Genomic DNA, 14,242 nt, shown 5'->3' with positions numbered 1-14,242 from the left:
TATTTCATATTGTTTTAAAAAATATGACATATAAATTTGCAATCCTGAAAGATTGATCGATACTTAAATTCCTCTTTTTGAGTTCAAATGCTCAGAATCGTACATTTAACGTTCGGTTTTGTAGCCTTAATGTTAAATTTAGAATTAAATCGCTATTTTTTACAAAAAACTCAAAAAAAGGGTTGCGCCCAAATCAAATCTCTCTATAATGCGCCTCCACCAACACGGGGAACGACGCAGCATAGCAGCGAATCACGATTTGGTTGAGTCAAGTAAAGCTGAATTTTGAAGGTTTTCAAAGTAAAAAGAAAATAATCAAAATTAAGTGTTGACAAAAAAATAGGAAAGCGTAACATACGCAGCCCTAACAGCGACGAAGCGTCGCGGCAAACACAAGATTGTTTGCACTGTTCTTTAAAAATTTAAGCAATCATCTGTGTGGGCACTCGTACAGATTAAGTTCTAACATACGCTTTTAGCGTAACAAAATTTAGGCTTAATTGAACTGAGTGACCAACGGAAATAAACATAGTTTATTTCAGTACAGTCAATTCGATTTCGAAAGAAATCAAAATCAGAATTCATTGAGTCGGACTTATGTCCAAAAACACTTTTAATTGAAGAGTTTGATCATGGCTCAGATTGAACGCTGGCGGCAGGCCTAACACATGCAAGTCGAGCGGTAACATTTCTAGCTTGCTAGAAGATGACGAGCGGCGGACGGGTGAGTAATGCTTGGGAACATGCCTTTAGGTGGGGGACAACCATTGGAAACGATGGCTAATACCGCATAATGTCTACGGACCAAAGGGGGCTTCGGCTCTCGCCTTTAGATTGGCCCAAGTGGGATTAGCTAGTTGGTGAGGTAATGGCTCACCAAGGCGACGATCCCTAGCTGGTTTGAGAGGATGATCAGCCACACTGGAACTGAGACACGGTCCAGACTCCTACGGGAGGCAGCAGTGGGGAATATTGCACAATGGGCGCAAGCCTGATGCAGCCATGCCGCGTGTGTGAAGAAGGCCTTCGGGTTGTAAAGCACTTTCAGTTGTGAGGAAAGGTTAGTAGTTAATACCTGCTAGCTGTGACGTTAGCAACAGAAGAAGCACCGGCTAACTCCGTGCCAGCAGCCGCGGTAATACGGAGGGTGCGAGCGTTAATCGGAATTACTGGGCGTAAAGCGTACGCAGGCGGTTTGTTAAGCGAGATGTGAAAGCCCCGGGCTCAACCTGGGAACTGCATTTCGAACTGGCAAACTAGAGTGTGATAGAGGGTGGTAGAATTTCAGGTGTAGCGGTGAAATGCGTAGAGATCTGAAGGAATACCGATGGCGAAGGCAGCCACCTGGGTCAACACTGACGCTCATGTACGAAAGCGTGGGGAGCAAACGGGATTAGATACCCCGGTAGTCCACGCCGTAAACGATGTCTACTAGGAGTTCGGTTTTTCGGAACTGTCTTCCAAAGCTAACGCATTAAGTAGACCGCCTGGGGAGTACGGCCGCAAGGTTAAAACTCAAATGAATTGACGGGGGCCCGCACAAGCGGTGGAGCATGTGGTTTAATTCGATGCAACGCGAAGAACCTTACCTACACTTGACATCCAGAGAACTTACTAGAGATAGTTTGGTGCCTTCGGGAACTCTGAGACAGGTGCTGCATGGCTGTCGTCAGCTCGTGTTGTGAGATGTTGGGTTAAGTCCCGCAACGAGCGCAACCCCTATCCTTAGTTGCCAGCGATTCGGTCGGGAACTCTAAGGAGACTGCCGGTGATAAACCGGAGGAAGGTGGGGACGACGTCAAGTCATCATGGCCCTTACGTGTAGGGCTACACACGTGCTACAATGGCGCATACAGAGTGCTGCGAACTCGCGAGAGTAAGCGAATCACTTAAAGTGCGTCGTAGTCCGGATTGGAGTCTGCAACTCGACTCCATGAAGTCGGAATCGCTAGTAATCGCGAATCAGAATGTCGCGGTGAATACGTTCCCGGGCCTTGTACACACCGCCCGTCACACCATGGGAGTGGGTTGCTCCAGAAGTAGGTAGCTTAACCTTAGGGAGGGCGCTTACCACGGAGTGATTCATGACTGGGGTGAAGTCGTAACAAGGTAGCCCTAGGGGAACCTGGGGCTGGATCACCTCCTTATACGATTTAGAACTTTTTGTTCGAAGTGTCCACACAGATGATTGTTAGCTAAGCAATAGCTTAGTTAATTTGCTCTTTAAAAATTTGGAAAGCTGACAAACTTTAAATTAAGTACTTACTTAGTAAGTGCAATATTTAATTTAGAGTTCTCAAAATAAAGTAAAGAAAATATGCCGCATACTCTTTAATAAAGAATATGTTGGTATCTACTTTAGTATTCAATATTTAACTTCTGGCGGAGTTAAAAACTGTCTTTGACGATACAAACCATTTTGGGTTGTATGGTTAAGTGACTAAGCGTATACGGTGGATGCCTTGGCAGTTGGAGGCGATGAAGGACGTATTAACTTGCGATAAGCCTAGTCAAGCTAGTAAAAAGCGCTTGAGACTAGGATTTCCGAATGGGGAAACCCACCACTTAGTGGTATCACTTACTGAATACATAGGTAAGTGAGGCGAACCGGGAGAACTGAAACATCTAAGTACCCCGAGGAAAAGAAATCAACCGAGATTCCGAAAGTAGCGGCGAGCGAAATCGGATTAGCCCTTAAGCTGTAATGTAGTTAGTGGAACATTCTGGAAAGTTTGACGATACAGGGTGATAGTCCCGTACACGAAAACTTATTTACAGTGAAATCGAGTAGGTCGGAGCACGTGAAACTTTGACTGAATATGGGGGGACCATCCTCCAAGGCTAAATACTCCCAACTGACCGATAGTGAACCAGTACCGTGAGGGAAAGGCGAAAAGAACCCCTGTGAGGGGAGTGAAATAGAACCTGAAACCGTATACGTACAAGCAGTAGGAGCAGATTCGTTCTGTGACTGCGTACCTTTTGTATAATGGGTCAGCGACTTATATTCAGTAGCGAGGTTAACCATTTAGGGGAGCCGTAGTGAAAGCGAGCGTTAACTGCGCGTTTAGTTGCTGGGTATAGACCCGAAACCCGGTGATCTAGCCATGGGCAGGTTGAAGGTCAGGTAACACTGACTGGAGGACCGAACCGACTATCGTTGAAAAGCTAGCGGATGACCTGTGGCTAGGAGTGAAAGGCTAATCAAACCGGGAGATAGCTGGTTCTCCCCGAAATCTATTTAGGTAGAGCCTCGGACGAATACTATTGGGGGTAGAGCACTGTTAAGGCTAGGGGGTCATCCCGACTTACCAACCCTTTGCAAACTCCGAATACCAATAAGTAATATCCGGGAGACACACGGCGGGTGCTAACGTCCGTCGTGGAGAGGGAAACAACCCAGACCGCCAGCTAAGGTCCCAAAGTGTATGTTAAGTGGGAAACGATGTGGAAAGGCCCAGACAGCCAGGAGGTTGGCTTAGAAGCAGCCATCCTTTAAAGAAAGCGTAATAGCTCACTGGTCGAGTCGGTCTGCGCGGAAGATGTAACGGGGCTAAACATACCACCGAAGCTGCGGCTGCGAATTTATTCGCGGGGTAGGGGAGCGTTCTGTAAGCTGTTGAAGGTGTGCCGGGAGGCATGCTGGAGGTATCAGAAGTGCGAATGCTGACATGAGTAACGATAAAGCGGGTGAAAAACCCGCTCGCCGGAAGACCAAGGGTTCCTATCCCATGCTAATCAGGGTAGGGTGAGTCGACCCCTAAGGCGAGGCCGAAAGGCGTAGTCGATGGGAAACGGGTTAATATTCCCGTACTTGGAATAATTGCGATGGGGGGACGGAGCAGGCTAAACAAGCATGGCGTTGGTTGTCCATGTGAAAGTATGTAGGCTTGAAACTTAGGTAAATCCGGGTTTCTTTAAGGCTGAGATACGAGACGAGCATCTACGGATGTGAAGTTGTTGATGCCATACTTCCAGGAAAAGCCTCTAAGCTTCAGATTATTTCGAATCGTACCCCAAACCGACACAGGTGGTCAGGTAGAGAATACTAAGGCGCTTGAGAGAACTCGGGTGAAGGAACTAGGCAAAATTGTACCGTAACTTCGGGAGAAGGTACGCTCTTATCTGTGATGAGACTTGCTCTCTAAGCGGACGAGAGTCGCAGTGACTAGGTGGCTGGGACTGTTTATTAAAAACACAGCACTCTGCAAAATCGAAAGATGACGTATAGGGTGTGACACCTGCCCGGTGCCGGAAGGTTAATTGATGGGGTTAGCTTCGGCGAAGCTCTTGATCGAAGCCCCGGTAAACGGCGGCCGTAACTATAACGGTCCTAAGGTAGCGAAATTCCTTGTCGGGTAAGTTCCGACCTGCACGAATGGTGTAACCATGGCCACGCTGTCTCCACCCGAGACTCAGTGAAATTGAAATCGCAGTGAAGATGCTGTGTACCCGCGGCTAGACGGAAAGACCCCGTGAACCTTTACTACAGCTTGGCACTGAACATTGACCCTACATGTGTAGGATAGGTGGGAGGCTTTGAAACACAGTCGCTAGATTGTGTGGAGCCGTCCTTGAAATACCACCCTTGTAGTGTTGATGTTCTAACATAGGCCCCTGAATCGGGGTTGTGGACAGTGCCTGGTGGGTAGTTTGACTGGGGCGGTCTCCTCCCAAAGAGTAACGGAGGAGCACGAAGGTTTGCTAAGTACGGTCGGACATCGTACGGTTAGTGTAATGGTAGAAGCAAGCTTAACTGCGAGACAGACACGTCGAGCAGGTACGAAAGTAGGTCATAGTGATCCGGTGGTTCTGAATGGAAGGGCCATCGCTCAACGGATAAAAGGTACTCCGGGGATAACAGGCTGATACCGCCCAAGAGTTCATATCGACGGCGGTGTTTGGCACCTCGATGTCGGCTCATCACATCCTGGGGCTGAAGTCGGTCCCAAGGGTATGGCTGTTCGCCATTTAAAGTGGTACGCGAGCTGGGTTTAGAACGTCGTGAGACAGTTCGGTCCCTATCTGCCGTGGGCGTTTGAGAATTGAGAGGGGCTGCTCCTAGTACGAGAGGACCGGAGTGGACGAACCGCTGGTGTTCGGGTTGTGATGCCAATTGCATTGCCCGGTAGCTACGTTCGGAATCGATAACCGCTGAAAGCATCTAAGCGGGAAGCGAGCCTCGAGATGAGTTCTCACTTTAACTTGAGTTAACTGAAGGGCCGTTGAAGACTACAACGTTGATAGGCAGGATGTGGAAGTGGTGTGAGCCATTAAGCTAACCTGTACTAATTACCCGTGAGGCTTAACCATACAACGCCAAAGTGGTTTAGACCCGCAGAAGTTGAATAGATTAAGTTACTAAAGTAGATAACTTTACGATTGAGATAAAAGAAACAGCTTTCCGAATTTAAGCAAAGTGTGTCTCTTAACAACAAGTGTTAACAGATATGCACCTTGCGCAAATAAAATGGCTGCGCCATTGAACATTTGCACACAGAATTTGCTTGGTGACTATAGCGTTTTGGAACCACCTGACCCCATGCCGAACTCAGAAGTGAAACGAAACAGCGTCGATGATAGTGTGGGTTCGCCCATGTGAAAGTAGAACATCGCCAAGCTCCCAATTAAAGAAACCCGTTGCATTAATGCGACGGGTTTTTTAAAGCCTAAAATAAATAATAAAAAGCAAATTACCGAATTTGCTTGGTGAACATAGCGTTTTGGAACCACCTGACTCCATGCCGAACTCAGAAGTGAAACGAAACAGCGTCGATGATAGTGTGGGTTCGCCCATGTGAAAGTAGAACATCGCCAAGCTCCTATTTAAAAGAAAGCCTCAACATTATGTTGAGGCTTTTTTGCGTTTGGGTGTTTAGTGAATTCACAGCGCTATAATTCATCCATGAAACTACCATTGCTAGCAAGTATAGTAACTGCGAAACGACAGCTCTCCATTCAGAATTTAAAGTCTTTGACTAACAATTTATATATCGCTGCTTCAATAACCTTATTCATAGCCTAAGCGCTTCGATTTGTTATTGTCAGATAGCTTGCTTATTAAATAATAAGTGCACACTGCAAGGTGTTAATTAGTATTTGAGTTTATTTCCTAACCAGTTGAGTCGTAAACATAAAAAACTACTTGCTGTGGTACTATTAGTTTGTATAATGCAATTACTTTATAAAGCGTAGCCTTTGTATTGTAATTTGTGCCAGTGTGATGGAATTGGTAGACATAGGGGATTCAAAATCCCCCGCAGCAATGCGTGGCGGTTCGAGTCCGCCCACTGGTACCATTTAATGCTATACATAGTATTAAATAAAATTAGCCGACGTAAGTCGGTTTTTTTGTGCCTGAAATTAGCTTGTTTTAACTTTAATTAGCGTGTGATCTTAACTCTAGGTTAGAATAACGCATCCCATAGATTTAAGGTTTTACTACTTTTATGTCAAATATCGAACAACGAACTGGTTTTATGCGTCGTCTAGCATCATGGGTATACGATGCGTTAGCGACAATCGCGATTATCATGTTGGCGCAGATTATCTTCCTTGGCGCTCTTGAGCTGCTTCTTTCATTGGGGTTAATAAGTAAAAGTGAAGATGCAGATATCTCTCACTTTGTAACAACCCAACCATGGAACTTTATTAATCAGTTTTATTTAGTGTGTGTGGCTTGCTTCTTTTATGTTTACTTTTGGACTAAGGGTGGCCAGACAATCGGTATGCGTGCATGGCGATTAAAAGTGAGAAACTTAGACGGTACACCTATTAGCAAGCCACAAGCGCTTATCAGAGCGATTACGGCGTTATTAGGGCTAGGAAATCTGATCGTGCTGATTGATTTTAAGAACAAACGTTCATTACAAGACTATCTTGCTAAGACGGAAGTGATTACGTTGTCGAAAGAAGAAAATAAAAAGGTGTATCGCGAGCTCGATTAATATTTCACGAGCTCTGTGACATAGTTCAGAAAATAAAAGGCGCTATTATTGGCGCCTTTTTAGTAAGAAAGTCGCAATTGCGATAAAGATCAAACTAGGCATTATTGCGCCAATTGACGGATGTAGTTCATACACTAATACAAACGGGCCAAAAATACGGTCTGTTAAATGAAATATAATACCTGTTACCACGCCCATAATAATTCGTGCGCCCATTGTTACACTTCTTAGTGGGCCAAATATAAATGACAACGCTACTAATAACATCACAGCGATAGTAAGCGGTTGCATTACCTTACGCCAAAACGCTAGGTCATAGGTGCTGGTATCTTGGTCATTCTCTTTTAGGTATGACAGGTAAGAATACAAGCCTGTGAAAGATAGTGTTTCGGGTTTAACAGACACCACACCAAGCTTTTCTGGGGTAAGTTTTGACTCATAGAAATAGTTTTCTGATGTAGACGTATCTGTACTGTTTGCATCAATTGCTAAATGTTGCACTTTAAAAAGCTGCCAACCGTTTTGTTCTGGAATCGCTTTTTCTGCACGTTTGATTGTTTGCAGTTCCAATCGCTCATTAAATTGGTACATGGTTAAACCATCTAAGCGACCCGACTCATCAACATTATTGATATTGATGAAAGTATTGCCATCTTTAGCCCAAACGCCTTTTTGTGCGTTAAAGATGCTCCCGCCGGATATTTCCATTGTACGAAGCTGCTTAGCCGTTTTTTGCGCTTCAGGTACAACCCATTCAGCGATTGCCATCATAACAACCGCTAAGATCAGTGCAGTTTTCATCACTGAACGAATAATTTGAAAACGTGATAAACCAGCTGCTTGCATAACAACAAGCTCGCTGTTTGAAGCAAGCGCACCAAGCCCAAGCAGGCCACCAATTAATGCAGCCATAGGAAAGAATACAACGATGTCGTAGGGCATGCTGTACAAGGTGTATAAAACAGCATCTACGATATCATATGTACCGCGGCCAACCGATCTTAGTTGCTCTATAAACTTAATCAGTGTACCAATGCCTACTAATACGAGTAGGGTAAAGCCTGTGGTTTGCAATAAACTGCGACCTAAATAGCCATCTAAAATTCTCATGCTACGGCCTCCTTCTTACTAAACCAAGCTCGAATGGTGGAGCCTAAAGGCCTATCGCGAAGAATTAAAAAGGCACCTATAAACAGAGCACTTAGGTGAATCCACCAAAGGCCAATAGATGTCGGCACTTTACCTTCTTGTACTAAAAACGTGCCTGCATTCAACAGCACAAAGTAACCCAAATAAAGGGAAATAGCAGGCACTAACTTGGCGAACTTTCCTTGTCTCGGATTAACTACCGATAGCGGCACAGCGATTAGGGTTAAGAGTGGGATTGATAATGGTACCGCTAATCGCCATTGAAACTGTGCAACCGCCTCGGTCGTACCTTGCTCTAATAATTGCATGGATGGCAAGGCTTCTAATTTACGGCGTTTTTGCTCGATTGCTTGATCTTGAATTTGCACTTCGTAGTTAGTGAATTCTGTTAGCTGAAGTTGCTTACTGCCCGCAGGGTTTTCATAACGCTTACCATCACTGAGCACTAATTTTTGTTCGCCGGTATTTCTGTCTTCTTGTACTTTGCCTTTTTCAGCGTATACCACTTCCGATGTAGGGCCATTTTTATCGCTATCTATTTGCGCATAAAAAACACGGTCTAGTTCAGTACCATTTTGTTTAATATCGTGAATAAACACGACGGCTTTTTCGTTATCGGTTTGTTGAAAGCGCCCGGAGCGAAGCGCAGCGAGGCCGGCATCAGCTTCAATTTTTTCTTTTAGCTGATATTCATGTTCGTTTGCCCATGGTGCAAGGGTCAGGGTTAAAAAGCCTGCCAGTACTGCCAACACAGTAGATGACACGAGTGTTAGGCGAACTACGTACCATTCACTCACACCACATGCCTTTAATACAGTCATTTCGCTGTCGGCATAAATGCGGCTGTAGGCCAAAATAATGCCAAGAAAAATACTTAACGGTAAAATTAAAGATGCCAATTGTGGCAGCTTTAATAGCACCATTTGCAATACCAATTGGCCGGGAATAGAGCCCTCTGCAGCGTCAGCTAAAATCGAGACAAATTTCTGGCTGACGAAAATAGTCATCAAGGTGAGGAATACAGCGAGCTGTGATTTGAATACTTCTGTCGATAAATAGCGAAAGATTAACACCGCGACCTCTACAAAACTTGTCTTTTTACTGGAATAGTCTGAAATTTTAAGTAAACTTTGTATTTTTACAACTTAAATATATGCCATTAGGACTTAAATTTAAAAATTAAGTTTGTTTTGGTTTAATTTATAGTCAAAATCACTCAGGAGTCGCTATGGAATTTAGCGTTAAAAGTGGCAGCCCAGAAAAACAACGCAGTGCATGTATTGTTGTGGGTGTTTATGAACCTCGTCGTTTATCACCAATTGGCGAGCAACTCGATCGTATTAGCGATGGTTATATTTCTAATTTGCTACGCCGCGGCGATTTAGAAGGTAAGCCTGGGCAAATGTTGCTATTACACCATGTACCAAACGTGTTAAGTGAGCGCGTGTTATTAGTTGGTTGTGGTAAAGAACGTGAGCTTGATGATAAGCAATATAAGCAAATTATTTCGAAAACCATTAGTACGTTAAACGATACGGGCTCAATGGAAGCAGTATGTTTCTTAACTGAATTACATGTTAAGGGTCGCGATACCTACTGGAAAGTACGCCAAGCGGTAGAAACAACACAAGACAGCCTATACGTTTTTGATCAGTTAAAGAGCAAAAAAAGCGAAGCGCGCAGACCGCTTCGTAAAATTGTTTTCAACGTACCGACGCGCCGCGAATTAACCATTGGTGAAACAGCAATTGAACACGGCCTTGCAATTTCACACGGTCAAAAACTGTGTAAAGACGTTGCCAACATGCCACCAAATATCTGTAACCCAGCGTATCTTGGCGATCAAGCAAAGGAACTTGAAGCAAATTATGACAACGTAAAAGTTAACCTTGTTGGCGAAAAAGAAATGGAAGAGTTAGGTATGCACTCATACCTAGCAGTAGGGCGTGGTAGCGCGAATGAATCGATTATGTCGGTAATTCACTACACAGGTGCACCAGAAGACAAAGCGCCAATCGTGTTAGTAGGTAAAGGTCTAACTTTTGACTCAGGCGGTATTTCAATTAAGCCAGGCGAAGCCATGGATGAAATGAAATACGATATGGGCGGTGCTGCAGGCGTACTCGGTACGATGCGTGCGATTGTAGAAATGCAATTACCAATTAATGTGATAGCAGTGCTAGCGGGCTGTGAAAACATGCCAAGCAGTAATGCATATCGCCCAGGTGATGTACTAACCACAATGTCTGGTCAAACAGTTGAAGTATTAAATACCGATGCTGAAGGCCGCTTAGTATTATGTGATGCATTAACCTATGTTGAAGCGTTTGACCCTGATACCGTAATTGACGTAGCGACGTTAACAGGTGCATGTATTATCGCACTTGGTCACCAAACATCAGGTTTACTTGCTAACCACAATCCACTGGCCCATGACTTATTAAAAGCATCAGAGCTAAGTGGTGACCGAGCATGGCAATTACCGCTTTGGGATGAGTATCAAGAACAGCTAGAAAGCCCGTTTGCCGATTTCACTAACTTAGGTGGACGTGCAGCCGGTACAATTACTGCGGCATGTTTCCTATCGCGCTTCACTAAAAAGTACAATTGGGCTCACCTTGATGTTGCTGGTACCGCATGGCGTAGCGGCAAAAACAAAGGTGCAACAGGTCGTCCAGTTGCAATGTTAACTCAGTATCTATTAAATCGTGCTGATGTTAATATGGAGCAAGATGCCTAAAGTGATTCTAGAGGCAGTTTAATGAACGCAGTATTTTACGTTCTAAAACAACTAAATGAGCCGGTAAATTCCATTCCGGCTCATTTTGATCTAGCGGCAAGGCTAGCTGCAGATTGTTACCGACAGGGAAAAAAAGTATTTATTCTTGTAGATAATCAAGAGGATGCACATGTAATAGATGAGCACCTGTGGCAATTCGAAGTAGATAGCTTTGTGCCGCACAATCTGCAAGGCGAGGGACCACAAGCAGGATCACCTGTTGAAATTGGCGAGTCAGCGCCAGTGGCAAATCGCAAAGTGATAATAAATCTGGCCAAAACAGTGCCCGATTTTATTCGTCGCTTTTCAGAGGTATATGATTTTGTACCTGCTGATGAAGAATTAAAAGGCGTAGCGCGTGAACGCTACAAAGTAATGCGCCAACTAGGGGCGCATTTGTCGACACAAGAGATAGAGATTTAGTATTAAGGTTCTGTGCAATGGATAAAACCTATAATCCACAAGATATTGAACAGTCGTTATATCAAGGCTGGGAAGAGAAAGGCTACTTTAAACCGTCAGGTAAAGGTGACGCGTATTCAATTATGATCCCACCGCCAAATGTCACAGGTAGCTTGCACATGGGCCACGCCTTCCAAGATACCATTATGGATACGCTGACACGTTTTAAGCGTATGCAAGGCAATAACACCCTTTGGCAGGTTGGTACTGACCACGCAGGTATCGCAACGCAAATGGTTGTAGAGCGTAAGCTTGCAGCTGAAGAAGGTAAAACACGCCACGAACTTGGCCGTGATAATTTCATTGACCGCATTTGGCAGTGGAAAAATGAATCTGGCGGTACTATTACCAAACAGTTACGTCGTCTAGGCGCATCAGTCGATTGGGATCGCGAACGCTTTACGATGGACGAAGGTCTTTCTGAAGCGGTGAAAGAAGTATTTGTTCGTCTACACAAAGAAGATTTAATTTACCGCGGTAAGCGTCTTGTAAACTGGGATCCAAAACTACACACGGCAATTTCAGATTTAGAAGTTGAAAACAAAGACAAACAAGGTCATATGTGGAACCTGCGTTATCCACTGGCTGATGGCCTAACAACGCAAGATGGTAAAGATTACATCGTAGTTGCGACAACGCGCCCTGAAACAATGTTAGGTGATACTGGTATTGCAGTAAACCCAAATGACGAGCGCTACCAAGACCTTATCGGTAAAGAAGTAATTCTGCCAATTGTAAATCGTCGCATTCCTATCGTTGCCGATGAACACGCCGATATGGAAAAAGGCACAGGCTGCGTAAAAATTACCCCTGCTCACGACTTTAACGATAACGAAGTGGGCAAACGCCAGCAACTACCTATGATCAATGTATTTAACAAAGACGCTGCGGTATTGACTGCAGGTGAAGGTTATACATTTGATGGCAAGCCGCAAGAAATAGATGCGCCAATTCCAGAGCGCTTCCATGGTCTTGATCGTTTTGATGCGCGTAAAGCGATTGTTGCTGAATTTGAACAGCTTGGTTTACTAGAGAAAATTGAAGATCACAGCCTAACAGTACCGTACGGTGACCGTTCAGGTGTGGTGATTGAGCCACTTCTTACAGATCAATGGTATGTGCGTGTTGCACCACTGGCCGAGCCAGCAAAACAAGCTGTTGCTAATGGCGACATTAAGTTTGTACCAGCACAATACGAAAACATGTACAACGCGTGGATGAATGACATTCAAGATTGGTGTATTTCACGTCAGTTGTGGTGGGGTCACCGAATTCCTGCATGGTACGACGCTGAAGGTAATGTGTATGTAGGTCGCAGCGAAGAAGAAGTACGTAGCGAAAATAACATCGCTGCGGATGTTGCACTTACACAAGATGAAGACGTGCTTGATACTTGGTTCTCATCAGCACTTTGGACTTTCTCTACGCAAGGTTGGCCTGCACAAACTGAAGATTTAAAAGTATTCCACCCATCAGATGTGCTGGTAACGGGTTTTGATATTATCTTCTTCTGGGTTGCACGTATGATCATGATGACCATGCACTTCATCAAAGATGAAGACGGCAAACCACAAGTGCCATTTAAAACGGTTTACGTAACCGGCCTTATTCGCGATGAAAACGGCGATAAGATGTCTAAGTCAAAAGGTAACGTACTTGACCCAATCGATATGATTGACGGTATTGACCTCGAAAGCTTAGTAGAAAAGCGTACCGGTAACATGATGCAGCCACAACTGGCGGCAAAAATTGAGAAAAATACGCGTAAAACGTTTGAAAAAGGCATTGAAGCACACGGTACTGATGCACTGCGCTTTACTCTTGCTGCAATGGCATCAACAGGACGTGATATCAACTGGGATATGAACCGTCTAGAAGGTTACCGTAACTTCTGTAACAAGCTTTGGAACGCGAGCCGTTACGTATTAATGCACACAGAAGAAAAAGACTGTGGTTTTAATGGCGGCGAGATGACGCAGTCACTTGCAGATCGTTGGATCTTAGGTCAATTCCAAAACACGGTTAAAACATTCACCGATCATTTAGATAATTACCGTTTTGACTTAGCAGCAAGCACCATTTACGAATTCACTTGGAACCAATTCTGTGACTGGTATCTTGAACTGACTAAGCCGGTATTGTTTAAAGGCAATGAAGCAGAGCAGCGCGGTACACGTAATACGCTAGTAACGGTACTTGAAGGCTTACTGCGCTTAATGCACCCATTAACGCCATATATCACTGAAACAATCTGGCAGCGTGTTGCACCTCTTGCAAATATTAACGCAGATACCATTATGCTACAGGCATTCCCTCAGTTTGATGAATCGCAGGTAGATGAATCAGCAATGGCCGACCTTGAATGGGTTAAGCAGTTTATCGTTGCTATTCGTAACATCCGTGGTGAAATGGACATTAGCCCTAACAAGCCGCTTGAAGTACTGCTTAAAAACGCAAGTGATGAAGATAAGCGTCGCCTAGAAGAAAATGCTAAGTTCTTAGCATCACTGGCTAAATTAGAATCTACAACTGTATTAGCAGAGACTGACGAAGCACCAGCATCTGCTACAGCATTAGTAGGTGGCTTAGAAGTACTGATCCCAATGGCGGGCCTTATCGATGTTGAAGCTGAACTTGCACGTATTAGTAAGCAGCTTGAAAAAGCAGAAAAAGGCCTCGAGCAAGTAGAACGCAAGTTAGCAAACGAAAAGTTTGTTAACAATGCCCCGGAAGCGGTACTTGCTAAAGAGAAAGAAAAACTTGCTGAATACAGTGAAGCGAAAGCCAAGTTACTAGAGCAAAAGGCTAAAATCGAAAGCCTTTAATCTTTAAACTTAATAAAAGCCGCGTTTATCGCGGCTTTTTTATTTGTACGTAATCATTTACTTACCGTTACAAAATTAGT

At 44.4% G+C, this 14,242-nt stretch carries 6 protein-coding genes, 1 tRNA gene and 4 rRNA genes; 9 read left to right on the top strand and 2 right to left on the bottom strand.

From position 1 onward, the window contains the following. Positions 1-614 precede the first annotated feature (614 nt). The 6 genes from ACXAFE_RS10050 (at position 615) to ACXAFE_RS10025 (ending at position 6,947) form a co-directional block, all read left to right on the top strand. Positions 615-2,147: ribosomal RNA gene (locus ACXAFE_RS10050) — 16S ribosomal RNA — on the top strand. A 283-nt stretch (positions 2,148-2,430) separates the two neighbouring features. After that, positions 2,431-5,313, top strand: a 23S ribosomal RNA gene (locus ACXAFE_RS10045). 193 nt (positions 5,314-5,506) lie between these two features. Beyond that, positions 5,507-5,621, top strand: a 5S ribosomal RNA gene (gene rrf / locus ACXAFE_RS10040). Between the two features lie 84 nt (positions 5,622-5,705). Then, positions 5,706-5,820 (top strand): 5S ribosomal RNA (rrf, locus tag ACXAFE_RS10035). Together the 16S, 23S and 5S rRNA genes with 1 tRNA gene alongside form the textbook arrangement of a ribosomal RNA operon. Positions 5,821-6,214: 394 nt before the next feature. Then, a tRNA-Leu gene (locus ACXAFE_RS10030) sits at positions 6,215-6,299 on the top strand. 150 nt (positions 6,300-6,449) lie between these two features. Next, positions 6,450-6,947: an RDD family protein gene (locus ACXAFE_RS10025; RefSeq protein WP_105171802.1), complete on the top strand. Its 498-nt coding sequence runs from the start codon at positions 6,450-6,452 to the stop codon at positions 6,945-6,947. A 45-nt stretch (positions 6,948-6,992) separates the two neighbouring features. Here the strand turns inward: ACXAFE_RS10025 and lptG are convergent, their stop codons facing one another. Both lptG and lptF read right to left on the bottom strand, forming a co-directional pair. Beyond that, a complete protein-coding gene (gene lptG, locus ACXAFE_RS10020; RefSeq protein ID WP_475151887.1) occupies positions 6,993-8,057 on the bottom strand; it encodes an LPS export ABC transporter permease LptG in 1,065 nt (354 codons plus the stop codon). Then, positions 8,054-9,169 (bottom strand): LPS export ABC transporter permease LptF, encoded by a 1,116-nt coding sequence (gene lptF, locus ACXAFE_RS10015; protein ID WP_475151884.1) that lies wholly within the window; start codon positions 9,167-9,169, stop codon positions 8,054-8,056. Before lptF ends, lptG begins: the two co-directional genes overlap by 4 nt. A gap of 155 nt (positions 9,170-9,324) precedes the next feature. On the opposite strand from lptF, the gene pepA reads away from it, so the two are divergent. Genes pepA through ACXAFE_RS10000 form a run of 3 tightly spaced genes read left to right on the top strand, consistent with a single transcriptional unit; the run spans position 9,325 to position 14,162 of the window. Continuing rightward, positions 9,325-10,836 (top strand): leucyl aminopeptidase, encoded by a 1,512-nt coding sequence (gene pepA, locus ACXAFE_RS10010; RefSeq protein ID WP_054981005.1) that lies wholly within the window; start codon positions 9,325-9,327, stop codon positions 10,834-10,836. A 21-nt stretch (positions 10,837-10,857) separates the two neighbouring features. Continuing rightward, positions 10,858-11,298: a DNA polymerase III subunit chi gene (locus ACXAFE_RS10005; protein ID WP_475151882.1), complete on the top strand. Its 441-nt coding sequence runs from the start codon at positions 10,858-10,860 to the stop codon at positions 11,296-11,298. A 17-nt stretch (positions 11,299-11,315) separates the two neighbouring features. Beyond that, complete coding sequence (locus ACXAFE_RS10000) at positions 11,316-14,162, top strand: valine--tRNA ligase (RefSeq protein ID WP_475151879.1); 2,847 nt, start codon at positions 11,316-11,318, stop codon at positions 14,160-14,162. Positions 14,163-14,242: the final 80 nt, after the last annotated feature.

The organism is Pseudoalteromonas sp. ABV4_021 (assembly GCF_056159365.1).
This window is presented reverse-complemented; position numbering and strand designations above follow the sequence as displayed.